We start from the raw sequence: 25,118 nt of genomic DNA, 5'->3' as shown, positions 1-25,118 counted from the left end.
CGTCGTCGTCCCGACCCGCTCACCGTACGAGCGGCCACCGACACGCAGAGACGCACCTCACGTCCCCTGGGTTTGCCGGGGCGAATAGGCTTGCGCCATGGCTTCCCACTACGACGTCGTTCTCCTCGGCGCGGGCCCCGGTGGCTACGTCGCCGCCATCCGTGCCGCCCAGCTCGGCAAGAAGGTCGCGATCATCGAGGAGAAGTACTGGGGTGGTGTGTGCCTCAACGTGGGCTGCATCCCCTCGAAGGCTCTCCTGCGCAACGCGGAGCTGGCGCACATCTTCCAGCACCAGGCCGACTTCTTCGGCATGTCCGGCGACGTCACGTTCGACTTCGGCAAGGCGTGGGACCGCTCGCGCGACGTGGCCGACGGTCGCACCAAGGGCGTCCACTTCCTGATGAAGAAGAACAAGATCACGGAGTACGAGGGCCGTGGCACGTTCGTCGACGCCAAGACCATCGAGGTCGCGCTCAGCAAGGGCGGCACCGAGACCGTCACCGCGGACAACGTCATCATCGCCACCGGCTCCAAGGTGCGCCTGCTGCCGGGCGTCGAGCTCTCCGACAACGTCGTGACCTACGAGAAGCAGATCATGACGCGCGAGCTGCCGAAGTCGATCGCCATCGTGGGCGCCGGCGCCATCGGCATGGAGTTCGGCTACGTCATGAAGAACTACGGCGTGGACGTCACGATCATCGAGTTCCTCGACCGTGCTCTGCCGAACGAGGACGCCGACGTCTCCAAGGAGATCGCCAAGCAGTACAAGAAGCTCGGCGTCAACATCCTCACCTCGACCGCCGTGCAGACGGTCAAGGACAACGGCGACTCGGTCACCGTCTCCTACAAGGGCGTCAAGGACGACAAGCCGGGCGAGATCACCGTCGACAAGGTGCTCATGGCCGTCGGGTTCGCCCCGAACGTCGAGGGCTACGGCCTCGAGAAGACCGGCGTCGAGCTCACCGACCGCGGCGCCATCGCCATCGACGACCACATGCGCACCAACGTGCCCGGCGTCTACGCCATCGGCGACGTCACCGCCAAGCTCATGCTCGCCCACGTGGCCGAGGCGCAGGGCGTCGTCGCCGCCGAGACCATCGCCGGCGCCGAGACCATGACCCTCGGTGACTACCGCATGATGCCGCGCGCCACGTTCTGCTCCCCGCAGGTGGCCTCGTTCGGTCTCACCGAGGCCCAGGCCAAGGACGCCGGCTACGACGTCAAGGTCTCGTCCTTCCCGTTCATGGCCAACGGCAAGGCCCACGGCCTGGGCGACCCGACCGGCTTCGTCAAGATCGTGGCCGACGCCAAGTACAACGAGCTGCTCGGTGCCCACATGATCGGCCCGGACGTCTCCGAGATGCTGCCCGAGCTCACGCTGGCCGCCAAGTGGGACCTCACCGCCGACGAGGTCGCCCGCAACGTGCACACGCACCCGACGCTGTCGGAGGCCATCCAGGAGTCCATCCACGGCATCGCCGGGCACATGATCAACTTCTGATCCGCCTCACGGTCGTCAGAGGACGGCAGGTGTGACGAGAGGCCCGGACCCGCGTAGCGCAGGTCCGGGCCTCTCTGCGTCCGAGGGCGTGCCGGCGGCGCTGATGGGAGGCTCAGACGGCGCCGGCCGTGCGCCGCCCCGTCCGCGAGCCGTCCACCCCGGCCCGCCGGATTCGGCATGCGCGTCTGCTCCGACGCTCCCGGACGGGGCATCGGGGGCGGTCGGGTGCGTCGACGGACCGTCGTCGCGCACTATGACGTACTTTGCCCTTGTGGCGATGGTGCAGGACGAGGACGGGTCGGCGGACGCCCCCGCCGGAGCTGTTGCGGCCGACCGGGGTTCCCTGGCTCGTGCGCTGCTCCTCGCTGACGTGACCGCGCAGCTGGCGCGGACGATGGACCCGGACGTCGCGGTGGGTCGGCTGGCTCGCCTGCTGGTGCCGGCGATGGCGGACTGGTGCGTGGTCACGCTGGTGGAGGACGACGAGTCGCGCCCGTCGAGGCGTCGTCTGCGGGACGTGGGGTGGTGGCACACGGACCCTGCCCAGCGTCCTGTGGTGCAGGAGTACGCGGCCCACCGCATCGCCGCTCTCTCGGAGGAGTCGTTCTTGGCCCGGGCGCTGCGGACGACGGAGCCCTTGCAGGTGCCGCGAGGGGCGACGGGGGCGATCCAGGGGGTCCTGGCGCCGGGGGCGGCGCGGGACCTGATCGCCCGGCTGGCCCCGGAGTCGGTCACGATCATCCCGCTGGTGAGTCGCGGGCGGACGCTGGGGGCGCTGAGCCTGTTCAACGGTCCAGAGCGCGGGGTCATCTCGAGCGAGTCGTTGGCGACGGTGCGTGACGCGGTCGCGAACGCGGCCGTGGTGCTCGACAACGCGCGCCTGTACCGGCGTCAGCGTGTGGTGGCCGAGACGTTCCAGCGGTCGTTGCTCACGGAGCCGGTGCAGCCGGACCACGTGCAGATCGTGGTGCGCTACCAGCCGGCACCGGAGGCCGCCCAGGTGGGTGGGGACTGGTACGACGCCTTCATGCAGCCGGACGGCAGCGCAGTGCTGGTGATCGGTGACGTCGTCGGGCACGACATCGAGGCGGCGGCGCTCATGGCGCAGGTGCGGCCGATGCTGCGGGGGATCGCGGTGGTGACGCAGGAGGGCCCGGCACAGGTTCTCGCCCAGCTGGACAGCGCCCTGCGCACGTTGCAGATCCCTGTGATGGCGACGGTGCTGGTGGCGCGGCTGGAGCAGACGGAGGAGGAGCGGGGGCGCGGGGTGACGCGCCTGCGCTGGTCGAGCGCGGGGCACCCGCCGCCGATGGTGGTCGACGCCGACGGCAGCGTGCGGGCGCTGGTGCCGAGCAGCCCGGCACCGCTGGTCGGCATCCTCCCGGAGTCCCCGCGGGGCGAGGACGTGGTGGTGCTCGAACGTGGCGCCACGGTGCTGCTGTACACGGACGGGCTGGTGGAGAGCCGTACGCGCCCGCTGCGCGAGGGGCTGGCGGAGCTGGAGGCGCTGCTGAGGCGCGTCGGCGGCGCCGACCTGGACACGCTGTGCGACGTGCTGCTGGCGCAGCTCGCCGCGGAGTCGGCGGAGGACGACGTCGCGCTGGTGGGTGTGCGGTTGCACCTGCAGGACCGTCCCCGGCCCGCGGCGGCCGGGCCGAACCGGGTGCCGCCGGACGTGCCGGACGCCGAGGGCTGACGGTCCGGTCGCTCGGATCGCGCGCTGCCAGGTGCCCGACGGCGCAGGGGCAGGTCGTCGCCGTCCGCAGCGCCGTCGTCGTCCCGTGATGCCTTCGTCCCGTGCCACGGTGCGCGCGACCGGAGCACGGCCGAGGCCGGCCGCCCCGCAGGGTGACCGGCCTCTCGTACGGAGACGACGGCGTCAGACGCCGGTGTTCTCCGTGTAGTCGACGTGCTTGGTCTCCTTCTCGATGATCAGCGCGACGAGCGTCAGCACCGACATGACCGAGAGGTAGACGCCGACCAGCACGGGGGAGCCGTCGGCCTGCGCCCACAGCCACACGGCGACGAACGGGGCCACGGCCGCACCGAGGATGGACGAGACGTTGTAGGCCACGGCCGAGCCGGTGTAGCGCACGTTGGCGGCGAACAGCTCGGGCAGCACGGCGGCCATGGGGCCGAACGTCAGGCCCATGAGCACGAAGCCGAGGATGAGCAGCGACTGCACGCCTACGGTGCCGGCGGAGAACAGCGGCACGAACAGGCCGCCGAACACGATGATCGCCAGGGTGACCGCGATGAGGTGCTTGCGGCGCCCGAACCGCTCGGCGAGGGGGCCGGAGACCACGGTGAAGATGCCGAAGAACACGACGCCCAGGATCAGCATCCACAGGAACTCGACCCGCTCGTAGCCGAGGCCGCCGGGGGAGCCGTCCTCCGGGGCCACGGGCTTGGTGCCGTAGGTCAGCGTGAACGTGGTCATCAGGTAGAAGAGCACGTAGGTCGCCAGCATGATGAACGTGCCGGAGATCAGCTGCTTCCACGAGGTGCGGAACACGCGGGCCAGCGGCACGGTCACGACGGCGTCGGCCTCCTGCACCTTGCGGAACGCGGGGGTCTCGATGAGCTTGAGGCGCACCCACAGGCCCACGATGACCAGCGCGGCGGACGCGAGGAACGGCACGCGCCAGCCCCAGGAGGAGAACTGCTCGGGGGTGAGCGCTGCGGCCAGGCCGATGAACGCGGTGTTGGCCAGGATGAAGCCGATCGGGGCGCCGAGCTGGGGGAAGGTGCCCCAGATCGCGCGCTTGCCCTCGGGGGCGTTCTCGGTGGCCAGCAGGGCGGCACCGCTCCACTCGCCGCCCAGGCCCAGGCCCTGTGCGAACCGGCACAGCACCAGCGCGGCGGGGGCGGCCACGGCCCAGCCCGGTGTGGCGGCCGGCGGGATGAGGCCGATGAGCACGGTGGCCACACCCATCGTCAGCAGCGAGGCGACGAGGGTGGCCTTGCGGCCGACGCGGTCACCGAAGTGGCCGAACACGATCGACCCGAGCGGGCGGGCGACGAACGCGACACCGAACACGGCGAACGACGAGAGCAGCTGGGTGGTCGGGTCCTGCGCGTTCGGGAAGAACAGCGCGGGGAACACGAGCACGGCCGCGGTGGCGTAGACGTAGAAGTCGTAGAACTCGATGGAGGTGCCGACGAGGCTCGCGACGACGACCCGGCCGCGCGAGTTCTCGGCGGCGGGACCGGCGGCGCTCGCGGGGGCGTCGGCTCCCGGGGCAGCGGTGGTGGACATGGAGTGAACGTTAAGCACGCCGTCCGGATGGTGGAAGAACTGTCTCGGCATGTGGTCGGAGCCTTGACGGCGTGCCGGTGTGCGTGCCGCCACGTCGCCGGGCGGAGAGCGGCGTGTCGGCGCGCGGGGCGGCGGAGGGCGAGTGAAGGTGTGGTGAACGGAAACAACGGCGGGTGCCAGCGTGTTGGCACCACCGGATCCCCAGGGGGAGGATCGACCGCGCCGGTCCCACGGCGACTCCCGACGACAGGACGACGACGAGCAGATGAACGACTTGCTGTACGTGAACGGCGGCACCCCGCTCGAGGGCACCATCACGGTGCGAGGCGCCAAGAACTTCGTCTCCAAGGCGATGGTCGCCTCCCTGCTGGGCGAGACGGCCAGCACGCTCCGCAACGTGCCGCAGATCCGTGACGTCGCGGTCGTCTCCGGGCTCCTCGAGCTCCACGGGGTCAACGTCAAGTACGACACCGACGCCGGCATCCTCGACCTGGACCCGTCCAACGTCGAGTCCGCCCACATGGCCGACATCGACGCGCACGCCGGCTCCAGCCGCATCCCGATCCTGTTCTGCGGCCCGCTGCTGCACCGCCTCGGCGAGGCGTTCATCCCCGACCTGGGTGGCTGCCGCATCGGCGACCGGCCGATCAACTACCACCTCGACATCCTGCGCCAGTTCGGCGCCGTCGTGGACAAGCGCCCCAACGGCATCCACCTGCGCGCCCCGCGCCGCCTGCAGGGCACCAAGATCTCGCTGCCCTACCCGTCGGTGGGCGCCACCGAGCAGCTCCTCCTGACCGCCGTGCGGGCCGAGGGCATCACCGAGCTCACCAACGCGGCCACCGAGCCCGAGATCATGGACCTCATCGCGGTGCTGCAGAAGATGGGCGCGATCATCTCGGTCGACACCGACCGCGTCATCCGCATCGAGGGCGTCGACCGCCTCGAGGGCTACACGCACACCGCCCTGGGCGACCGCATCGAGGCCGCCTCGTGGGCCTCGGCGGCGCTGGCGACCGGCGGCGACATCACGGTCAAGGGCGCCTCGCAGCCCGAGATGATGACGTTCCTCAACACCTTCCGGAAGGTCGGCGGCCAGTTCGACGTCCAGGAGGACGGCATCCGGTTCTGGCACCCGGGCGGCGACCTGCGCTCGATCGTGCTCGAGACCGACGTGCACCCCGGCTTCATGACCGACTGGCAGCAGCCGCTCGTCGTCGCGCTGACGCAGGCCACCGGCCTGTCGATCGTCCACGAGACGGTGTACGAGAACCGCTTCGGCTTCACGGACGCGCTGCGCAGCATGGGTGCCACCATCCAGGTCTACAAGGAGTGCCTGGGCGGCGGCGCGTGCCGGTTCGGCCAGCGCAACTTCCACCACTCCGCCGTCGTCTCCGGGCCCACGCCGCTCGCTGCCGCCGACATCGAGGTGCCGGACCTGCGCGGCGGGTTCTCGCACCTGATCGCGGCGCTGGCGGCCAAGGGCACCTCGACGGTGCGCGGGATCAGCCTGATCGACCGCGGGTACGAGAACTTCCAGGACAAGCTGGTGGCGCTGGGCGCGGACGTCTCCCGCGACTGACGCCCCCTGCGGGCGGCCGGTGGCGGTGGTCTAGGCTCTGGCCCGTGCCAGTCGCCCGACCAGACTCCCGCGCGTTCCGAGCCATCGCCTGGCTCGTGCGCCACCTCATGTTCGCCATGACCAGGTACGAGTGGTCAGGGGCGGAGAACTTCCCCAAGAAGGGTGGGTTCATCGCCGCCGCGAACCACGTGACCGAGCTCGACGCGCTGTCGTTCGCGCACTACCTGTTCGACCACGGGTACGAGCCGCGCATCCTGGCCAAGCGCAGCCTGTTCACGGCCCCCGGAGTCGGCTGGGTGCTGCGGTCCACCCGGATGATCCCCGTGGACCGTGGCAGCGCCGGGGCGGGCCGGTCGCTCGAGGCGGCGCGCGAGCAGCTCGGCGACGGTGCCTGCGTGGCGATCTTCCCGGAGGGCACCCTGACGCGGGACCCGGACATGTGGCCGATGGAGGGCAAGACGGGCCTGGCCCGGATCGCACTGACCACGCGGCTCCCCGTGGTGCCGATCGCGCAGTGGGGCGCGCACGAGATCCTGCCCCGCTACGGCCGCATGGTGCGCCCGTTCCCGCGCAAGCGGGTCCGGATGGTCGCGGGCCCCGCCGTCGACCTGTCCGACCTGTACGACCGGCCGCTCGACTCCGTCACGCTGCGGGAGGCGACCTCCCGCGTCATGGACGCCATCACCGCCCAGCTCGAGACGCTGCGCGGCGAGAAGGCGCCGGAGCACCGCTTCGACCTCCGCCGCCACCCCGAGTACGAGGCCAAGCGCCGCAGCTACCCGCCGGTGGAGCGCCCGTGAGCGCCCCCGTCGTCGCCGTCCTCGGGTCCGGTTCCTGGGGCACCACGTTCGCCATGGTCATGGCGGACGCCGGGTGCGAGGTGCGCCTGTGGGGCCGTGACGCGGCCGTGGCCCGCGCGGTCACCGAGCGTCACCGCAACGAGAAGTACCTGCCGGACGTCGAGCTGCCCGCGGGCATCACCGGCACCACGGACGCGGCGCAGGCGCTCCAGGGCGCCGGCATCGTCGTCGCGGCCGTCCCGTCCCAGGTGGCGCGTCGCACGCTCGGTGCCCTGGCGCACCTGGTCGAGCCGGACGCCGTCGTGGTCTCGCTCATGAAGGGCGTGGAGCTGTCCACCGACCGGTTGATGAGCGAGGTGGTCTCGGAGTCCCTCGGCATCCCGCTCGAGCGCGTGGCCGTCGCCTCGGGGCCGAACCTGGCCAAGGAGGTCGCAGCCCGGCAGCCGACCGCCACGGTCATCGCCTCCGCGAGCGAGGAGACGGCACGCCTGGTCTCGGCGGCCTGCACGACGTCGTACTTCCGCCCGTACACCAACGACGACGTGGTGGGCGTGGAGCTGTGCGGTGCGGTGAAGAACGTCATCGCGCTGGCCGTGGGTATGGGCCAGGGGATGGGCTACGGCTGGAACACCACGGCCACGCTGATCACGCGCGGCCTGGTGGAGATCACCCGTCTGGGTCTGGCGCTCGGCGCGCAGGCGGAGACGTTCGCGGGCCTGGCCGGCATGGGCGACCTGGTGGCGACGTGCGCCTCCCCGCTGAGCCGCAACCACACGCTGGGCAGCCACCTGGGCCGCGGCATGAGCCTGGAGGAGGCGCTGGCGGCGACGGGCGGCACCGCCGAGGGCGTGAAGTCGTCGCAGTCGGTGCTGGAGCTGGCCGCCAAGCACGGCGTGGAGATGCCGATCACGGCGGGCGTGGTGGCGGTGCTCGACGGTTCGATGCCCATCGCGGACCTCGCGCCCGCGCTCCTGGCCCGGCCGCAGAAGGCGGAGGGCGTCTAGCGACGCCCTCCGCCTCCGGGGGTCTCGGTGCTCGCGGCTGTTCGCCGGCCGCTCGTCAGTCCTCGACGTCGACGACGACGCGCGTCGGGTTCTCGAGGGTGAACACGCGGAACGGCTTGGGGTCGCTCTCGTCCACGCCGATGAACGCCGTGGTGTATCCCTCGTAGACGAACCGGTAGACGACCTCCTCGACGGCGTCGCCGTCGAAGCGCACGGTGTCGCCCGAGTACTCCTCGACGCCGGTGTCCGTGGGCATGCCGGTGCCGGAGATGCGCACCTGGAGCACGCCGTCGCCGTTGACGTCCACCGTCTGGCCGGAGGCGCCGTCGGTGGCCTGGTCGACGTACTCGACCTCCCAGCCCGGCGTTCCCGTGCCGTCGAGGTCGAAGACGACGCGGTCGAACCCGTCGTGCTCGGCCACGCGGACGTTGGTGACGGTCAGCATGGCGTCCGAGCTCGGGTCCGCGCTCGCCGCGTCGGAACCTGCGAACGGGGTCTCGGCGGTCGGGTCGTCGGCGGGTGCGCCGGCCGTGGGGGAGGACCCCGGCGTGACACCGGGGGTCGAGGGCGACGCAGCGGGCGTCGAGGGGCTCCCGGCCGACGGGTTGGTGTCGGCGGTCTCCTGGCGGTCGTCGGCCGTCGTGCCCCCGCCGCACGCGGCGAGGAGGAGGACGGCGGCGACCGCGGTCGCGGTGGTGCCTGCCTGGCCGATCCGGGTCGTGCGTCGCATGTCGTCCCCTTCGTGTCGTCTGGCTCGAAACCCTAGACGGCCACGGGCCGTGGCGCAGTGCGACACGGCTGGTGCGACACGGCTGGTCAGAGGGAACGGAGCGCTCGGTCGAGATCGGCCCACAGGTCTTCGACGTCCTCGACCCCCACCGACAGGCGCAGCAGGTCCTCGGGGACGGTGGGCGACTCGGTGGCGAACCGCCGGCGGCGCTCGAGCGAGGACTCGACCCCGCCCAGCGAGGTGGCCGGCACCCACAGGTCCACCGCGGCGACGAGCGCGTCGGCGGCCGCCGCGCCGCCGTGGGGCCGCAGCCCCAGGATGGCGCCGTAGCCGTTCATGAGCCGCGTGGCCCGCTCGTGGCCCGGGTCGGAGGGGAGCGAGGGGTGCCGCACCTCGGCCACCGCCGGGTGGTCGGCGAGCCGGCCGGCCAGCTCGACGGCGTTCTGCTGGGCGCGCTCGACCCGCAGGTGCAGGGTGCGCAGGCCGCGCAGGGCGAGCCACACCTCGAGCGGGCCGGCGATGGCGCCGTGCAGGGTGCGGTAGCCGCGGAGGGCGGCGTCCAGCTCGGGGTCGTCCGTCACGAGGGCACCGAGCACGACGTCGGAGTGGCCGGCGAGGTACTTGGTCACCGAGTGCAGGACGACGTCGGCGCCGTGCGCCAGGGGGTTCTGCCCCAGCGGGGTGGCGAAGGTGTTGTCGACGACCGTGCGCACACCGCGCTCGCGAGCGGCGGCCAGCAGCACGGGCAGGTCGGCCACCTCCAGCATGGGGTTGGTGGGCGACTCCAGCAGCGCGACGTCGGCGCCGTCCATCGCGGCGACCACCTGGTCGGTGTCGGCGATGTCGACGCGGCGCACCTCGACCCCGTGCCGGGCGGTCAGGTCGTCGGCGTAGCCGAGGCTGACCTGGTAGGCGTGCCGGGGCACCACGAGCACGCCCCGGTCGGGGACGAGGGAGAGCGCGGCGGCCACCGCCGCCATGCCGGAACCGAAGACGATCCCCGGCAGCACGGCGCCCTCGAGTCGCCCCAGCGCCTCCTCGAACGGCTGCCACGTCTCGGTGCCCGAGCGCGTGTACAGCAGCTCAGGGCCCGGCACGCCCTGGGAGACGTACGTCGAGCTCAGCACCACCGGCGGGTTGACCGGTCCGCCCTGGACACGCTCCGGACGGCCAGCGGTGACGGCGACGGTGGCGGGGGCGAGGTGCTCGTGCGACATGGCCGCAGGGTACGACGGCACCGGGGCACGTGAGCCGGGTGTCTCAGGACGCCTTCGTACCGGCGGCGCAGCCTCGACCTGTGGCCACGGTGCCGCCCACGAGCGTCAGAGCGCGCGCCCTGGCAGCGGTCACTCGAGCGGGCCCAGCAGCGACTGCGCCACCGTCGAGTGCGCCGACTCGTCGTCCGACGGGTGGAAGATGCCCGCCAGCACGTCCCGGTACAGACGCCCCAGCTCCGAGCGGTTGAAGTACGTGGAGCCGCCCGAGACGCGGATCGCCTCGTCCACCACGTACCGGGCCGTCTCCGTGGCACGCACCTTGAGACCCGCCGTCGCCCGGAAGTAGGCGGCGCCCCGGTCCACGCCCGCGTCGATGTCGCCCGCGACCTGGTCGATCTGCGGCCAGATCCCGTCCTGCGCCAGCGCGGCGGACGCCACCCGCCACCGGATGTCCGGGTCCTGGGAGTACGGCTTGCCCGTCTTCATCGACGTGCGCTTGCGCACCGTCTCGACGGCGAGCTCCAGCGCGCGGTCCGCGATCCCGGCGTAGACGCTGGCCAGGAGCATCTCGAACGACGTGAAGATGCCCATCACGTACGGGTCCAGGCTCGGACCCGGCGCGATCGTGCGCATCACGCGGTCGGCTGGTGCGTGGGCTCCGTCGAGCACCGTGGTGCGCGACTGCGAGGCCCGCATCCCGATGGTGTCCCAGTCGTCGAGGATCTCGAACCCGCCGCCGTCGCGCGTGACGAACGCGTGGACGATCACCGGGTTCTCCGGGTCGGTGGTGGAGTCCAGGCCCATCACGCCCAGCCGGGTCCAGCCGGGGGAGTTCGACGTGAAGATCTTGCGGCCGTGGAACGTGTACCCGCCCTCGCCGTCCGGCCGGGCCTGCGTGCGCGAGCCCAGCAGCACCAGGTCGTTGCCGGCCTCGGAGTAGCCGAACGCGAACACCTCCCCGGCGGCGGCCTCCTCCAGCAGCCAGTCCATCGACGAGTCCCCGCGGTCGTGCAGGTAGCGCGCGACACCGACCCACACGTGGTGCATGTTCACCGCCAGCGCGGTGGCCGGCGCAGCACCCGCCAGGCGTGCCTGCTCGTGCGCGAGCTCGCGCAGCCCCAGCCCCGCCCCGCCCATCTCCCGGGGCACCATCGCACCCAGGTAACCGGCGGCTCGCAGGTCGGCCAGGTCGTCGTCGAAGAAGCCGTTGTCACGGTCGAGGATCGCGGCCCGGCCGCGGATCGTCAGGAGCAGGTCGTCGTCCAGGATCTGCGTGGGCATGAGCCCTTCCTACCACCTGGCCGGGCAGCCGCAGAGCGGTGCGCGGCAGCCCGTGCGGACGGCGCCGGAGGCCGTCGGCAGGCGGGTGACGTTCCGGTAGGGTCGGGCCGATGTCCGAGCAGACCAGCCCCGCCACCGCCCAGGTGCCCGCCGTCGCGCCCGCCGAGGCCGGGCGGCGGCCCCGCGTCGCCGTCCTCTTCGGCGGCCGCTCCGGTGAGCACGCCATCTCGGCGGCCACCGCCGCCGGGGTGCTGCGGGCGATCGACCGCAGCAGGTACGACGTCGTCCCCGTCGGCATCACGCGCGAGGGCCGCTGGGTCGTCGCCGCGGACGAGCCGGAGCGCTGGGAGATCACCGACGGCAGGCTGCCCGAGGTCACGGCGGAGTCGGGCGCCGAGGTGGTGCTCTCCCTCACCGCCGGCGAGCGCACCCTGCGCGTGCTGGAGCCCGGCCAGGTGCCGGGCCTGCTCGGTGAGGTCGACGTCGTGTTCCCCGTGCTGCACGGGCCGTTCGGCGAGGACGGCACCGTCCAGGGCCTGCTCGAGCTCGCTGACGTCCACTACGTCGGCGCCGGGGTGCTCGCCTCCGCCGTCGGCATGGACAAGCACTTCATGAAGCTGGTGCTCGCCGGCCAGGGCCTGCCCGTGGGGCCGTACACCGTGATCCGCCCAGGGGAGTGGGACACCCGACGCGAGGCGTGCACCGCCGCCGTCGAGGCCCTCGGGCTGCCGGTGTTCGTCAAGCCTGCCCGCGCCGGCTCCTCGCTCGGCATCACCCGCGTGGACGACCTGGCCGACCTGCCCGCCGCGGTCGAGGAGGCCCGCCGGCACGACCCCAAGGTGATCGTGGAGCAGGGCATCGAGGGTCGCGAGATCGAGTGCGCCGTGCTGGGCGGCCGCCACGGCGGGCCGGCGCGCGCCTCCCTGCCCGGCGAGATCGTCGTGGACCACGGCTCCCACGTCTTCTACGACTTCGAGGCGAAGTACCTCGACGAGTCCCACGTGGACCTGCGCTGCCCGGCCGACCTGCCCGACCACCTCGTCGAGGAGGTGCGCGAGCTCGCCGTCCGCACCTTCGACGCCGTCGGCGCCGAGGGGCTCTCGCGCGTGGACGTGTTCGTCACCCCCGACGAGCGCGTGGTGGTCAACGAGATCAACACGATGCCCGGCTTCACGCCGCTGTCGATGTACCCGCGCATGTGGGCGGCGTCAGGCCTGAGCTACCCCGAGCTGGTCGACGAGCTCGTGCAGCTGGCGCTCGAGCGCCCCACCGGTCTGCGCTGACGCCCTGCCGTGCTGTCGGCGGGGTCTGAGAGGGTCGGTCCATGGAACAGCGTCTGAGCCTGGTGACCCTCGTCGTCGACGACCTGTCGGCCTCGCGCCGCTTCTACGCCGAAGGGCTGGGGTGGCGGCCCGAGTTCGACGACCCGGCCGAGGTGGTCATGTTCCGGGTGGGCCAGCACACGCTGCTCTCGCTCTGGGACGCGGAGCGCGCCGCCGAGGAGATCGGCACCGTGACGCGGGGCGGCACGCCGCCCGTCACGCTCGCCCACAACCTCGCCACCCGCGAGGAGGTGGACGAGGTGCTGGCGCTGGCCGCCCGCGCCGGTGCCCCCGTGGTGAGCGACGCGCAGGACCGCGCGTGGGGCGGGTACTCCGGCTACTTCAGCGACCTCGACGGCTTCCGCTGGGAGATCGCCTGGAACCCCGGGCCGATCGGCGCGACGCTCATCCCCTGACCGGGGGCCGCGGCGCCGTCAGGTGCAGCTCTTCGTGGCCTCCACCCGGCCGACCGCCTGGGCCAGGTCCGCCACGAACGACGACGAGTGCGTCTCGCGCACCGTCGCGGGGATGACGACCTCGACCGCCGGCTCGCGGCCGTAGGTGGTGAAGCGCCAGGTGCCCTCGTCGTTGGACTCGACGATCCAGTCGACGGTGCCCCCGGACGACTCGACCCGCTGGCAGTCCGGCGAAGGGCCGGGCGGGGTCACGCCGCAGCGCAGCGTCACCGCGGCACCGCCCTCGCCCCACGCGGCGGTGGCCTGCGAGGTGGTCTTGGCCTTCTCCAGGTCGCCAGCGACGACGTCCGGCAGTGCCAGCATCACCGGGGCGCAGGCCGGGTCGGCGGCGTCGGGCGCCGCGTCGACGGCGATGGTGGGCGTGCACGCCGCGAGGGCGGGGAGCACGGCGAGCACGAGGAGCGCAGGGACGGAACGGCGGAGCACGCGCCCACGGTACCCGGGCGCCGCTAGGGTCGGGGCCGTGACCGAGCTGGTGCGTGACCTCGACGAGACGGCCCTCCTGGCCCGCATCTTCCCGCTGCTGCCCCCGGGGGCGGCCACGCTGCTCGGCCCGGGCGACGACGCCGCCGTCGTCGCGGCCCCCGACGGCCGGGTGGTGGTCTCGACCGACATGCTCGTGGAGGACAGGCACTTCCGCCGGCGCTGGTCGACCGGGTACGACGTCGGGGTGCGGGCTGCCGCGCAGAACCTCGCCGACGTCGCCGCGATGGGCGCCCGGCCCACCGCGCTCGTGGTCTCGCTCGGGGTGCCGGGCGACCTCGAGGTGGCGTGGGTCGAGGGCTTCGCCCGCGGGCTCGCCGCGGTGTGCTCTGGCGCGGGGGCGGCAGTGGTCGGGGGGGACCTCTCGGGCAGCGAGGCGATCGTGGTCTCCGTCGCGGTGCACGGCGACCTCGAGGGGCGTGCTCCCGTGGTGCGTTCGGGCGCTCGGCCGGGTGACGTCGTGGCGCACGCGGGGGTGCGCGGACGGTCCGCGGCCGGCTTCGCCCTGCTGGATGCGGGCGTGGCCGCGCCCGACGACGGCGCCCCGGGGGCCACCGGCCCGCTCGCGCCGTTCGTGACCGGGTTCCTCCGGCCGGAGCCGCCGCTCCTGGCCGGGCCCGCTGCGGCCTGCGCCGGGGCCACCGCCATGCTCGACGTGTCCGACGGGCTGCTGCGCGACGCCGGGCGGATCGCCCGCGCCAGCGGCGTCGTCGTCGACCTCGCCACCACGGCGCTGCGCCCGCACGTCGAGGAGCTGCTGCCCGCCGCCCGCGTGCTGGACGCGGCGAGGCCGCCAGACGTGCCGGCTGGACGATCGGCCGGGCGCCGGGAGGGCGAGCCGGACCCGGACCGTCGGGCGCAGGCGTGGGTGCTGTCCGGGGGAGAGGACCACGGCCTCCTGGCGGTGTTCCCCGCGGGGGCCGCCCTGCCCGAGCCGTTCGTGCCGGTCGGGTGGGTGCGCGCCGTCGCGGACGGCGAGCCTGCCCGTGCCACCGTGGACGGGCAGGAGCCCACCGTGGGGCCCGGCTGGGACCACTTCTCCCGCTGAGGCCCGTTCTGCCCGCAGGCCGGCCGCTGGCCCGCGGCCGGTCCGTCTGCGCGGGGTGGTCGGGTCAGGGGCGGCGGAAGCGCAGCTCGGTGACGGGGGTGCCGCCGATCTCGTCGATGCGCTCGACGCCGTCGGCCGCGAACCCGTGCCGGCGGTAGAAGTGCTGGGCGCGCTCGTTGCCGGCCAGCACCCAGAGAGTCATGGGCGTGCCCTGCGGCAGCTCGGCGAGCACGGAGCGCATGAGCTCGCGGGCCACGCCGCGGCCCCAGGATCCGGGCTCGAGGTACATGGCGTACAGCTCGTAGGTGCCGCCGTCGCCGTCCTCGTCGCGGGAGGGGCCGAACGCGGCGAAGCCGAGCGGGTCGCCCTCCGCCTCGGCGACCAGCACGCGGGTGCCGGTCTCGAGGCCGCCGTCGGCGCCGGAGAGGATCGAGTCCCACTGCTGGGCGCGGACCGCGGGGTCCAGCCCGGCGAGGAACGCCTCGGGGAGGATGGCGCCGTAGGCGCTCTGCCAGGAGGCGACGTGCACGCGTGCGATGTCGGCCGCGTCGGCCGCCGTGGCCGGGCGGATGGTCACGCCCTCGAGATCCACCGTCATGCTCTCCAGGGTGCCACCGCTCGGCCCAGATACCAAGTGGTTTTGGTGAACCCTTCACGAACTCTTGGCACGGGCGAGGGCGAGAGCGTGCCGCAGGGTGGGCACCGGGTGCCTCGCGCCCGGGCAGGGGCGAGCAGGGGCCGCCGGGCGCACGAAAGAGCCCGCCGGGCAGGACCCGACGGGCTCGTTCGATGCGGCCGAGAGGCCGGTCAGCGCTGCGTCAGATGGCGCGCGTGACCTTGCCGGCCTTGAGGCACGAGGTGCACACGTTCACGCGCTTCGGCGTGCCCGCGACCACGGCGCGCACGCGCTGGATGTTGGGGTTCCAGCGGCGCTTCGTGCGGATGTGGGAGTGCGAGATGCTGTGCCCGAAGCCCGGGCCCTTGCCGCAGACGTCGCAGTTGGCAGCCACGGTGTCTCCTGTGGGTCGTGACGTCCGGCCGCAGGGCAGCACAGACGTGGTGGATGGAAAGGTCTGGGGCCCGGAACTGGCCAGGCAACCACGACAGGATACCCGACCGTGGGGATGGGTTCCAACGTGGGGTCGGTCACCTGGCGCTGCGGCCGGGCGCGCCCCGGGGGCGACGCTACCGTGGTCGCCGTGCACGATGCAGCCGCGCAGGTCACCGACGTCCTCGACGCCCGTGGCGTGCGTACCTGGGCGCTGCTCGCCGTCGGCGCCCTGGGGCGCGAGCGCGCCGCCATCGACAGCGTCAACGTGTTCCCCGTGGCGGACGGCGACACCGGCACCAACATGCACCTGACGGTGCGCGAGGGTGCCCGGGCCGTGGGGGCCGCCCCGGCCGACGCCGGCGCGGCAGCCCTGCTGCGCCGCCTCGCTCGCGGGGCGCTGCTCGGGGCGCGCGGCAACTCCGGGGTGATCCTGAGCGAGTGGCTGCGTGGCGTGGCCGTCGCGGCGACGCGCGGCGACGAGCTGGCCCGGGCGCTCGACGTCGCGGCCGGCTCGGCGCGCTCCGCGGTCGCGCACCCGGAGCCCGGCACGATCCTCACGGCCGCCGACGTCGCCGCCGCGGCGGCGCGCGACACCGCCGCGCGGCCCGGGGCCACCGCCGACGACGTGCTGGAGGCTGCCGTCCGCGGGGCGCGGGAGGCGGCGCTCTCCTCGGTGGCGACCCTCGCCCAGCTCGCGCGCGCCGGGGTGCTCGACGCCGGGGCGTGCGGGCTCGTGCTGGTCCTCGACGCCCTCCGGGTCGCCCGGAGCGTGAGCGGCACCGCCACGGGCCCCGCGGGGCCGACGGTGCTCGACGTCGCCTCGGTGGTGCCCGAGGCTCCCGTGACCCTGGGCCTGGACCTCACGGGGCACGACGCCGACCCCGCCGCCGCGGGCACCGCCGGGCACCACGAGCACTCCGACGACGACGAGCTCGAGCTGATGTTCGTGCTGCGCCGGCCCGCCGCGGCGGTGGGCTTCTCCGCCGGCGGGGTCGCCGACGCCCTGCGCGCCGACCTGGACGCCGTCGGCGGCTCCGTCGTCGTGGTCGGCGGGGCGGTGGACGACGCCCCCGCCGACGGCGAGGAGGACACGGCCTGGCAGGCGCACGTGCACACCGCAGACCTCGGGGCCGGCCTCGCCGTCGCGCGTGCCTGGGCCGAGCAGGGCACGGTCGAGGCGGTCCACGTGCGGCACCTGGCCGTCCCGGACGGTGACCAGGCGGTGGTGGCGGCGACGACCGCCCCGGTGCTCGCCGCGGAGCTCGCCCGCGCGGGAGCCGTCGTGCTCGTCCCGGCGGCCGGCGCCGTCGTCGGGCCGCGCGACCTGGCGCAGGCCGCGCTGGCATCCGGGGCACGCCGCGCGCTGGTGCTGGCCGGCGCGGGGGCCGACGCCGCCGGGGTCGACGCCGAGCTGGGCGTCCTCGCGCTCGACACCGACGAGGGGCCCGCCACCCAGGTGCAGGTGCTCGACGTCCCCAGCGACGTGCACACCGCCGTCGCCCTCGCGGCCCTCGCCGAGGCCACTGACGAGCGGGACGAGCGAGGCGAGCGCGGCGACCTCGCCGCCGCGGTGCGCCGGGCGCTGCGCGGCCTGCGCACCGCCTCCACCGACGCCGGGAGGGCGCCGGCCGCGCTGGCCAGGCTCCTGGACGGAGGGCCGGGCGCCGCCGTCGTCACCGTGCTCACCGACGACGACGTGCCCCCCGAGGTGGTCGAGGCGCTCGAGCCCGTGGCGGTCGCGGCCGGCGCGGAGCTGGTGCCGCTGCCCACGGGGCGGCCCGGCACCGGCGTGGCCCTCGGCGTCGAGGCCGCCGGGCGAACCGCTGCCGAGGGCGCCAGGACGGGTGCGGGGGCAGACGCAGGGGCAGACGCGGGAGGGGACGCATGACCGGGCGACTGCAGGAGCCGCTGAGCAAGGCGATCGGCGGGCGCACCGCCCCCGCCCTGACCAAGATGGGGCTCGTCACCGTCGACGACCTGCTGCGCCACTACCCGCGGCGCTACGCCGACCCGGGCCAGCTCACCGACATCGAGCTGCTCACCCCCGGCGAGCACGTCTCGGTGCTGGCGCGCGTGCTCGAGGCCACCGTGCGGCCCATGCGCAACCGCCGTGGCGCGCTCATGCAGGTCGTCGTGACCGACGGGCGCCACCGCCTGTCGCTCACGTTCTTCGCCAGGCACGCCGGGGCGCTGCGCGTCCACGAGCACAAGCTGCGCCCCGGCGCCACGGGCGTGTTCTCCGGCGTCGTCTCCGCCTACCGCGGGGAGCGGCAGCTCACCCACCCCGACTACGTGCTGGTGGGCAGCGACGTCGACGACGCCGACGAGGCGATGTACGAGGCGAGCCTGCCCATCCCGATCTACCCCGCCACGGCCAGCATGCCCACCTGGAAGCTCCAGCGGGCCGTGCGGACCGTGCTCGACACCCTCACCGAGGACGACGTGCCCGACCCGGTGCCCGCCGCCGTGCTCGCCCGCAAGGGCCTGCCCACGCGGTACGAGGCCCTGCGCCTGGTGCACCGCCCCGAGCGCGACGCCGACTACCGCCGCGGCCGCCACCGCCTGCGCTTCGAGGAGGCGTTCGTGCTCCAGGCGGCCCTCGCCCAGCGCCGGGCCCGCGCCGCGCAGGAGGACGCGACGGCGCGCCCGCCGCGCCCGGCCGACCAGCCCGGCCTGCTGGCCCGCTTCGACGCGCGGCTGCCCTTCACGCTCACCGAGGGGCAGCGCACGGTGGGGGAGCAGGTCGCCGCCGACCTCGCCCGGCCCCAGCCCATGCAGCGGCTGCTGCAGGGCGAGGTCGGCTCCGGCAAGACCGTCGTGGCGCTGCGCGCGATGCTCCAGGTGGTCGACGCCGGCGGTCAGGCCGCCCTGCTGGCACCCACCGAGGTGCTCGCCGCCCAGCACGCCCGCACCCTGCGCGCCATGCTGGGCCCCCTCGCGGAGGGCGGGCTCCTCGGCGGCGCGGAGGACGGCACGCGGGTCGCCCTGCTCACCGGGTCGCTCGGGGCCGCCGCCCGCAAGGAGGCGCTGCTCCAGGCAGCCTCCGGGGAGGCCGGCATCGTGGTGGGCACCCACGCCCTCCTCGGCGAGCACGTCCAGTTCGCCGACCTCGGCCTCGTCGTCGTCGACGAGCAGCACCGCTTCGGCGTCGAGCAGCGGGACGCCCTGCGCGCGAAGGGCCGCGTCGCCCCCCACCTGCTCGTCATGACCGCCACGCCCATCCCGCGCACCGTGGCCATGACCGTGTTCGGCGACCTCGAGGTCTCCTCCCTCACCGAGGTCCCCACGGGCCGCTCCGGCATCACCACCCACGTGGTGCCCGCCGCCAACCCCCGCTGGCTCGAGCGCACCTGGCAGCGCGTGCGCGAGGAGGTCGACGCCGGCCACCGCGCGTACGTCGTCTGCGCCCGAATCCACCCCGACGACGACGGCGCGAGCGCCGGCGGCAAGGGCGGCAAGGCCGGGGACGACGACCTGCCGGACCTCCTCGACCCCTCCGAGGGCACCGACCGCCAGCCCCTGCGGGCCGTCCTCGAGGTTGCCGACGAGCTGCGGGCCACCCCGGCGCTCGCGGGCCTGGACGTGGGCGTGCTGCACGGGCAGATGCCCCCGGCGGAGAAGGACGCCGTGATGGCCCGCTTCGCCTCCGGGCAGACCCAGGTGCTCGTCTCCACCACCGTGATCGAGGTGGGCGTCGACGTGCCCGAGGCCACCGTCATGGTGGTGCTCGACGCCGACCGCTTCGGTCTCTCGCAGCTCCACCAGCTGCGCGGACGCGTGGGCCGCGGCTCCGCCCCCGGCCTGTGCCTGCTGGTCTCCACCGCCGAGCCCGGCACCCCGGCCGCCGCGCGCGTCGAGGCGCTCGCCGAGACCACCGACGGGTTCCGCCTCGCGCAGCTCGACCTGGAGCAGCGTGACGAGGGAGACGTGCTGGGGGCGGCGCAGTCGGGTCGCACCAGCTCGCTGCGCCTGCTGCGCGTCGTCAAGGACGCCGACCTCATCGAGGAGGCGCGCGAGGAGTCGGCCGCCGTCGTGGCCGCCGACCCGGAGCTCGCGGAGCACCCGCGGCTCGCCGACGCGATCGCCGCCCAGCTCGCCCCGGACCAGGAGGAGTTCCTCGAGCGTGCCTGACGTAGGCTCGGCGGCCATGACCAGGATCGTCGCCGGCACCCACGGCGGGCGCACCCTGCAGGTGCCTCCCAAGGGCACCCGGCCCACGAGCGAGCGCGTCCGCGAGGCGCTGTTCTCCCGCCTGGAGCACTACGGCGTCGTGGACGGGGCGCGCGTGCTCGACCTCTACGCCGGCTCGGGGGCCCTCGGGCTCGAGGCCGTCTCGCGCGGCGCCACCCACGTGACCCTCGTGGACTCCGCGCGCGGTGCCGTCGAGGTCGCCCGGCGCAACGTGGCCGCGCTCGGGCTGGGCGCCGCGGCCCGCGTCGTCGCCGAGGATGCCGGGCGGTACGCCGCCGGCCTCGCCGCGGCCCCGGGTGACCCCCTCGACCTGGTGCTCCTCGACCCGCCCTACGACCTGTCCGAGGAGGCGCTCGGGCGCGTGCTGGCCGACCTCGCGGCCCCAGGGGTGCTCGCCGCCGACGCCGTCGTCGTCGTCGAGCGCTCCACCCGCAGCCCCGAGCCCGTCTGGCCCGCCGGTCTCGAGCTGCTCGCCCGCAAGGACTACGGCGAGACCGCCGTGTACTACGCCGAGCCAAATGCGCCGGGTGAGCCCGGCGCGGGAATAGCGTGACCGCGTGACAGTCGCCGTCTGCCCCGGGTCGTTCGACCCGTTCACCCTCGGCCACCTCGACGTGGTGCGCCGTGCCCGCACCCTGTTCGACGTCGTCGTGGTGGGCGTGGCCCGCAACCCCGGCAAGTCGGGGCTGCTGTCGCTCGACGAGCGCGTCCGGCTCGTGCGCGAGGCGCTCGCCGCGGACCCGGCCACCGCGGACGTGCGTGCCGAGGTGGTGCCCGGCCTGGTGGTCGACTTCTGCCGTGACGTCGGGGCCACGGCGATCGTCAAGGGGCTCCGCGGCGGCGGCGACCTCGACGCCGAGGCGCCCATGGCGCTGATGAACCGGCACCTGACCGGCGTCGAGACCGTCTTCGTCACGGCCGACCCGGCGCTCGGCCACGTGGCGTCGTCGCTGGTCAAGGACGTCGCCCGGCACGGCGGACCCATCGAGGACCTGGTGCCCGGCGGTGTGGCGGAGGCGGTGCGTGCCGCCCTGGCCGCGCAGACGGGCCGGCAGGGCAGCTAGTGCGAGAGAAGGAGCAGCGATGACCAAGGCCGAGCAGGAGACGGGGACGCTCTCGCCGTCGGCGCTGATCGACGTGCTGGAGGAGCTGGCGGCGCTCGTGGAGGACGCGCGGCCGGTGTTCATGTCCTCGGACGTGCGCGTCGAGCGCGACGCCGTCCTGGGGCTGGTCGACGAGCTGCGGCACGGGCTGCCCAGCGCCGTCGAGCGCGCCGACGAGACCCTCGAGCAGGCGCGCGCCGAGCTGGAGGACGCGCGGCGCCAGAGCGAGGAGATCATCGCCACGGCGCGCCAGCGGGCCATGGAGCTCGTCGAGCGCGAGCAGGTGGTGGCGCAGGCCAAGGCGCGCGCCGCCGACATCGTGGCCGAGGCGCAGCGCGAGGCGGACAAGCTCAAGGTCGACGCCGACGAGTACTGCGACCGGCGGCTGGCCGCGTTCGAGGACGACCTCGAGGCCCTGACCGCCCAGGTCCGTGCCGGGCGCGCGCGGCTCGCCGAGCGGCTCGAGGACGCCGAGGGGCGTGCGGGGTGGGGCGAGGACGAGAGCGGACGGGCGCAGGAGCGCGGCGCCTGACGGTGGCGTGCGTCACGCGAGGGGCCGTTGGTCTCCCGGCGGGCATGGCATAGACTTGTCCGCTGGCCCGGCAACGGGCCGACTTCCTTCTTCCTCCCACTCCTCGGAGATCGTCATCGCCACCGAACCGACCTCGCCGCTCGTGCTCGACACGCACGAGCTCACGCGGCGTCCCGGCACCATGCGGGAGGTCGCGCGCGTCGTCCCGGCGCCTGCCGACCTGGGCACGGCGGTCATCGGCATCCCCGAGGGGGCGGACCTCACCGTGGGCCTGCGCCTCGAGGCCGTCATGGAGGGCGTGCTGGTCTCCGGCGTCGTGCGCGGCACGGCGGTCGGGGAGTGCGTGCGGTGCCTGGACCCGGTGACCCGAGAGGTCACCGTGCGGGTCCAGGAGCTGTTCGCGTACCCCGAGCGCCAGCAGGCCGCCGTCGAGTCCGGGGACGACGAGCTGGAGGACGAGGAGTCGGTGCTGGACGGCGATCTGGCGGACATCGAGCCCGCGGTTCGGGATTCCGTCGTCACTGCACTACCATTTCAACCACTGTGCCGTCCGGACTGCCCGGGCCTGTGCTCCGAGTGCGGGGCACGCCTGGCGGACGACCCGGACCACCATCATGACGTCGTCGACCCGCGTTGGTCGGCGTTGCAAGCCATGCTCGAGGATTCGAGCGTGACCGACGAGACGAAAGAGAGCTAGCCGTGGCTGTTCCGAAGCGCAAGATGTCGCGCAGCAACACCCGGGCGCGCCGCTCGCAGTGGAAGACCACCGCGGCGACCCTCACCACCTGCCCCGCTTGCAAGGGTCAGAAGCTGTCGCACGCCGCCTGCCCGACCTGCGGTACCTACAAGGGCCGCCAGTACGCCGAGGCGCTGCGCACCGAGCACGCGGGCTGACATGCCTGCGAACGGCACGGCTGCATCATCGATGCCGGCGCCGACCGCTCTTCTCGAGAAGCTCGGGGTCCATCTGGATCCCGAGCTTCTCGTGCTTGCCCTGACGCACCGCTCCTTCGCGCACGAGGCCGGCGGGCTGCCGACCAACGAGCGCCTGGAGTTCCTGGGCGACACGGTGCTGGGGCTGGTCGTCACCGAGGCGCTCTACCGCCGCCACCCGGACCAGTCCGAGGGCGAGCTGGCGAAGATGCGCGCCGCCACGGTCTCCCAGCGGTCGCTGGCCGCGATCGCCCGCACGCTCGACCTCGGCTCGTACGTGCTGCTGGGCAAGGGTGAGATGCGCACCCGCGGGTTCGACAAGGACTCGATCCTCTCGGACACCGTCGAGGCGCTCATCGGGGCCACGTACCTCTCCCACGGGCTCGAGGCGTCCCGCGAGCTGGTGCACCGCCTGGTGGACCCGACCCTGGAGGCAGCCGCCGACCTCGGCGCCGGCCTCGACTGGAAGACCTCCCTGCAGGAGGCGTCGGCCGAGCACGGCTACGGCGCCCCGGTGTACGAGGTCGCGGGGGAGGGGCCCGAGCACGCCCGCGTGTTCCACGCCAAGGTGATCGTCGGCCCCGTGGTCGGCATCGGCCGGGGCACCGCGAAGAAGCACGCCGAGCAGGCGGCTGCCGAGCAGGCGTACCGGGGTCTGCAGGAGCTGCCGGCGCCGCCCGTCGAGGCCCCCGCCGCCGGTGCCTGAGCTTCCCGAGGTCGAGACCGTCCGTGACGGCCTCGACCGTTTGGTGGTCGGTGCGCGCGTGCGCGACGTCGAGGTGTTCCGCGACTACAGCGTGCGTCGGCACGACGGCGGGCCGCTCTCCTTCGCGGACCAGCTGCGGGGGCGCACGCTCGCCGCGGCCGCACGGCGCGGCAAGTTCCTCTGGATGCCGCTGGGTCAGGACGCCGCCCTCCTGGCGCACCTCGGCATGTCCGGCCAGCTCCTGGTGCGGGACGGGAACGACCCGTGGCGGCATCCGCACCTGCGGGTCCGCATGCACCTCGAGGGGGCGCCGTCGCAGGCGACGGCCCTCGACTTCGTGGACCAGCGCACCTTCGGCCACCTCGCCGTCGTCGACCTGGTGCCCACGCCCGACGGCGAGCCCGGAGGCCTCGGGGCGCAGGAGGCCGCCGTGCCCCAGCCGGTGGCACACGTCGCCCGCGACCTCCTGGACCCCGTGATGGCGCCTGGCGGCGCCGCCCGGGAGGCCGTGGTCGCGGCGGTGCGCCGCCGCCGCACCGGCATCAAGCGGGCGCTGCTGGACCAGACGGTCGTCTCCGGCGTCGGCAACATCTACGCGGACGAGGCCCTGTGGCGTGCCGGGCTCCACTTCGCGCGCGCCACCGACCGGCTCCGGCCCGTGGAGGTGCGCCGTGTGCTGGACGCGGCGGAGGAGGTCATGCGCGAGGCGCTGGTGCACGGCGGCACGAGCTTCGACGCCCTGTACGTCAACGTCAACGGCGAGTCCGGCTACTTCGACCGCTCGCTCGCCGTCTACGGGCAGGAGGGGCGCCAGTGCCCGCGCTGCGGCACGCTCGTGCGCCGCGACGCCTTCATGAACCGCTCGGCGTTCACGTGCCCCCGGTGCCAGCCGCGCCCGCGCAGCGGCCGCTGGTAGGTCGCCTCAGCGCTCGACGACGTTGCGCAGCGCGCCGGCCCCGCCGGACTTCCACGCCCGCACCTGCGCGGTGAGGAACTCCTGCGCCCGCTGGGGGCGGCCTCCGGCCACGTGCGGCGTGATGATGACGTTCGGCGCGTCCCACAGGGGGGATCCCGGCGGCAACGGCTCGGTCTCGGTGACGTCGAGCGCGGCCCCGGCGAGCCTGCCCTCGGTCAGCGCGGCCACCAGCGCGGCCTCGTCCACCGTGGCGCCGCGCCCCACGTTGACGAACCGGGCGTGCGGGGGCAGCAGGGCCAGGGTCTCGGCGTCGAGCGCGTGGTGGGTGGCCTCGGTCGACGGCAGCAGCGAGACCAGTACGTCGGTGCGCGGCAGCACCTGCGGCAGGTCGTCGCGCGTGACCACGGGGAACCCGTGCCGTTCGCCCCGGCTGCTCGCCACCCCGGTGACCTCGGCACCCAGGGCGGCCAGGAGCGGGGCCAGCCGGGCGGCGATCGACCCGAACCCCCACACCGTCACGCGGGCGCCGTCGAGCGTGAACGTGGGTCCGGCCTCGGCCGACGCCTGCTCCTTGCCCAGCCCGCGGTCCCACACGTGCTCGCGCTGGGCGGCGAACGAGCGGTCGAGACGCCGCACCGTGGCCAGCACGAGGGCGAGGGTGTGCTCGGCCACCGTGGCGTCGTGCAGGCCGCGGCCCGAGGAGATGACGACGTCGGGGGAGAAGCCTGCCGCGAGCGCGGCGTCGGGGCCGGCCGAGAGCGTCTGCACCCACCGCAGGTGCGTGAGCCGCCGGGCGGCGTCCTCGAGCACACGTCCGGGGCTCGCCCACGTGACCAGCACCTCGGCGTCCAGGTGCTCGGCGGGGATCTCGTCGCGCATCACGTAGGTGGCGACGACGTCGTCGGGGTCGTCGAGCACAGGCGCGCTGTCGAACGGGACGTTGCCGGGCACGAGGATCTTCACGCGTCGGCACGTTACTCCAC

General features: G+C 74.1%; 25 protein-coding genes. 17 read left to right on the top strand and 8 right to left on the bottom strand.

Features of this window, described 5'->3' with window-relative positions:
- The first annotated feature begins 97 nt into the window (after nt 1–97).
- Both lpdA and DNL40_RS12730 read left to right on the top strand, forming a co-directional pair.
- Entirely contained in the window at nt 98–1,501 is a 1,404-nt protein-coding gene (gene lpdA / locus DNL40_RS12735; protein WP_111251632.1) for a dihydrolipoyl dehydrogenase, read from the top strand.
- Between the two features lie 277 nt (nt 1,502–1,778).
- Nucleotides 1,779–3,197: a PP2C family protein-serine/threonine phosphatase gene (locus tag DNL40_RS12730; protein ID WP_111251670.1), complete on the top strand. Its 1,419-nt coding sequence runs from the start codon at nt 1,779–1,781 to the stop codon at nt 3,195–3,197.
- A 183-nt stretch (nt 3,198–3,380) separates the two neighbouring features.
- Here the strand turns inward: DNL40_RS12730 and DNL40_RS12725 are convergent, their stop codons facing one another.
- Nucleotides 3,381–4,760 carry an MFS transporter gene (locus DNL40_RS12725; RefSeq protein ID WP_111251631.1) on the bottom strand — a complete coding sequence of 460 codons (1,380 nt, stop codon included), beginning with the start codon at nt 4,758–4,760 and terminating at the stop codon, nt 3,381–3,383.
- Between the two features lie 265 nt (nt 4,761–5,025).
- Here DNL40_RS12725 and murA point away from each other — a divergent pair, with 265 nt between their 5' ends.
- The 3 genes from murA to DNL40_RS12710 are packed head-to-tail and all read left to right on the top strand — an operon-like array spanning nt 5,026 to nt 8,146.
- Nucleotides 5,026–6,342 carry a UDP-N-acetylglucosamine 1-carboxyvinyltransferase gene (gene murA / locus DNL40_RS12720; protein WP_111251630.1) on the top strand — a complete coding sequence of 439 codons (1,317 nt, stop codon included), beginning with the start codon at nt 5,026–5,028 and terminating at the stop codon, nt 6,340–6,342.
- Between the two features lie 44 nt (nt 6,343–6,386).
- Entirely contained in the window at nt 6,387–7,142 is a 756-nt protein-coding gene (locus DNL40_RS12715) for a lysophospholipid acyltransferase family protein (RefSeq protein WP_111251629.1), read from the top strand.
- Nucleotides 7,139–8,146 carry an NAD(P)H-dependent glycerol-3-phosphate dehydrogenase gene (locus DNL40_RS12710; RefSeq protein WP_111251628.1) on the top strand — a complete coding sequence of 336 codons (1,008 nt, stop codon included), beginning with the start codon at nt 7,139–7,141 and terminating at the stop codon, nt 8,144–8,146. The genes DNL40_RS12715 and DNL40_RS12710 overlap by 4 nt, the downstream gene beginning before the upstream one ends.
- 55 nt (nt 8,147–8,201) lie before the next feature.
- Here DNL40_RS12710 and DNL40_RS12705 read toward each other — a convergent pair whose 3' ends face one another.
- From DNL40_RS12705 to DNL40_RS12695, 3 genes are all read right to left on the bottom strand, one after another.
- Complete coding sequence (locus DNL40_RS12705; RefSeq protein WP_111251627.1) at nt 8,202–8,876, bottom strand: AMIN-like domain-containing (lipo)protein; 675 nt, start codon at nt 8,874–8,876, stop codon at nt 8,202–8,204.
- A gap of 86 nt (nt 8,877–8,962) precedes the next feature.
- Nucleotides 8,963–10,093 carry a trans-sulfuration enzyme family protein gene (locus DNL40_RS12700; protein ID WP_111251669.1) on the bottom strand — a complete coding sequence of 377 codons (1,131 nt, stop codon included), beginning with the start codon at nt 10,091–10,093 and terminating at the stop codon, nt 8,963–8,965.
- Between the two features lie 129 nt (nt 10,094–10,222).
- Nucleotides 10,223–11,374 (bottom strand): acyl-CoA dehydrogenase family protein, encoded by a 1,152-nt coding sequence (locus DNL40_RS12695; RefSeq protein WP_111251626.1) that lies wholly within the window; start codon nt 11,372–11,374, stop codon nt 10,223–10,225.
- A 110-nt stretch (nt 11,375–11,484) separates the two neighbouring features.
- On the opposite strand from DNL40_RS12695, the gene DNL40_RS12690 reads away from it, so the two are divergent.
- Nucleotides 11,485–12,657: a D-alanine--D-alanine ligase family protein gene (locus DNL40_RS12690; protein WP_111251625.1), complete on the top strand. Its 1,173-nt coding sequence runs from the start codon at nt 11,485–11,487 to the stop codon at nt 12,655–12,657.
- Between the two features lie 41 nt (nt 12,658–12,698).
- Nucleotides 12,699–13,112, top strand: a complete 414-nt coding sequence (locus DNL40_RS12685) for a VOC family protein (protein WP_111251624.1) — start codon at nt 12,699–12,701, stop codon at nt 13,110–13,112.
- 18 nt (nt 13,113–13,130) lie between these two features.
- Here the strand turns inward: DNL40_RS12685 and DNL40_RS12680 are convergent, their stop codons facing one another.
- A complete protein-coding gene (locus tag DNL40_RS12680) occupies nt 13,131–13,598 on the bottom strand; it encodes a DUF3515 family protein (protein WP_111251623.1) in 468 nt (155 codons plus the stop codon).
- A 37-nt stretch (nt 13,599–13,635) separates the two neighbouring features.
- Between DNL40_RS12680 and DNL40_RS12675 the strand changes: the two genes are divergently transcribed.
- Nucleotides 13,636–14,703 carry a thiamine-phosphate kinase gene (locus DNL40_RS12675; protein WP_245885904.1) on the top strand — a complete coding sequence of 356 codons (1,068 nt, stop codon included), beginning with the start codon at nt 13,636–13,638 and terminating at the stop codon, nt 14,701–14,703.
- Nucleotides 14,704–14,767: 64 nt separating this feature from the next.
- Here DNL40_RS12675 and DNL40_RS12670 read toward each other — a convergent pair whose 3' ends face one another.
- Complete coding sequence (locus tag DNL40_RS12670; protein ID WP_111251621.1) at nt 14,768–15,301, bottom strand: GNAT family N-acetyltransferase; 534 nt, start codon at nt 15,299–15,301, stop codon at nt 14,768–14,770.
- 220 nt (nt 15,302–15,521) lie between these two features.
- On the bottom strand, nt 15,522–15,713 hold the full coding sequence (gene rpmB / locus DNL40_RS12665; protein ID WP_111251620.1) for a 50S ribosomal protein L28: 192 nt from the start codon (nt 15,711–15,713) through the stop codon (nt 15,522–15,524).
- A gap of 189 nt (nt 15,714–15,902) precedes the next feature.
- On the opposite strand from rpmB, the gene DNL40_RS12660 reads away from it, so the two are divergent.
- The 9 genes from DNL40_RS12660 (at nt 15,903) to mutM (ending at nt 24,135) form a co-directional block, all read left to right on the top strand.
- Nucleotides 15,903–17,642, top strand: coding sequence for a DAK2 domain-containing protein (locus tag DNL40_RS12660; protein WP_111251668.1), 1,740 nt, complete (start codon nt 15,903–15,905; stop codon nt 17,640–17,642).
- Complete coding sequence (gene recG / locus DNL40_RS12655) at nt 17,639–19,885, top strand: ATP-dependent DNA helicase RecG (RefSeq protein ID WP_111251619.1); 2,247 nt, start codon at nt 17,639–17,641, stop codon at nt 19,883–19,885. The genes DNL40_RS12660 and recG overlap by 4 nt, the downstream gene beginning before the upstream one ends.
- A 16-nt stretch (nt 19,886–19,901) precedes the next feature.
- Nucleotides 19,902–20,498, top strand: coding sequence for a 16S rRNA (guanine(966)-N(2))-methyltransferase RsmD (gene rsmD, locus DNL40_RS12650; RefSeq protein ID WP_111251667.1), 597 nt, complete (start codon nt 19,902–19,904; stop codon nt 20,496–20,498).
- Between the two features lie 4 nt (nt 20,499–20,502).
- On the top strand, nt 20,503–21,009 hold the full coding sequence (gene coaD, locus DNL40_RS12645; RefSeq protein WP_111251618.1) for a pantetheine-phosphate adenylyltransferase: 507 nt from the start codon (nt 20,503–20,505) through the stop codon (nt 21,007–21,009).
- A 19-nt stretch (nt 21,010–21,028) separates the two neighbouring features.
- Nucleotides 21,029–21,580, top strand: a complete 552-nt coding sequence (locus DNL40_RS12640) for an ATP synthase subunit B family protein (protein ID WP_111251617.1) — start codon at nt 21,029–21,031, stop codon at nt 21,578–21,580.
- Between the two features lie 142 nt (nt 21,581–21,722).
- Entirely contained in the window at nt 21,723–22,277 is a 555-nt protein-coding gene (locus DNL40_RS12635; protein WP_179951075.1) for a YceD family protein, read from the top strand.
- A 2-nt stretch (nt 22,278–22,279) separates the two neighbouring features.
- On the top strand, nt 22,280–22,474 hold the full coding sequence (gene rpmF, locus DNL40_RS12630) for a 50S ribosomal protein L32 (RefSeq protein WP_111251616.1): 195 nt from the start codon (nt 22,280–22,282) through the stop codon (nt 22,472–22,474).
- 1 nt (nt 22,475) lies between these two features.
- Complete coding sequence (gene rnc, locus DNL40_RS12625) at nt 22,476–23,219, top strand: ribonuclease III (protein WP_111251615.1); 744 nt, start codon at nt 22,476–22,478, stop codon at nt 23,217–23,219.
- The gene (gene mutM, locus DNL40_RS12620; RefSeq protein ID WP_111251614.1) at nt 23,212–24,135 is read left to right on the top strand and encodes a bifunctional DNA-formamidopyrimidine glycosylase/DNA-(apurinic or apyrimidinic site) lyase; all 924 of its coding nucleotides are present in this window, start codon (nt 23,212–23,214) and stop codon (nt 24,133–24,135) included. The genes rnc and mutM overlap by 8 nt, the downstream gene beginning before the upstream one ends.
- Nucleotides 24,136–24,141: 6 nt before the next feature.
- Here the strand turns inward: mutM and DNL40_RS12615 are convergent, their stop codons facing one another.
- Nucleotides 24,142–25,098 (bottom strand): NAD(P)-dependent oxidoreductase, encoded by a 957-nt coding sequence (locus DNL40_RS12615; RefSeq protein WP_111251613.1) that lies wholly within the window; start codon nt 25,096–25,098, stop codon nt 24,142–24,144.
- Between the last annotated feature and the right edge of the window lie 20 nt (nt 25,099–25,118).

This window comes from Xylanimonas oleitrophica (assembly GCF_003244315.1).
GTDB lineage: Bacteria > Actinomycetota > Actinomycetes > Actinomycetales > Cellulomonadaceae > Xylanimonas_A > Xylanimonas_A oleitrophica.
The sequence above is the reverse complement of the archived record's forward strand: the minus strand, read 5'-3'. Positions and strand labels throughout refer to the sequence as shown.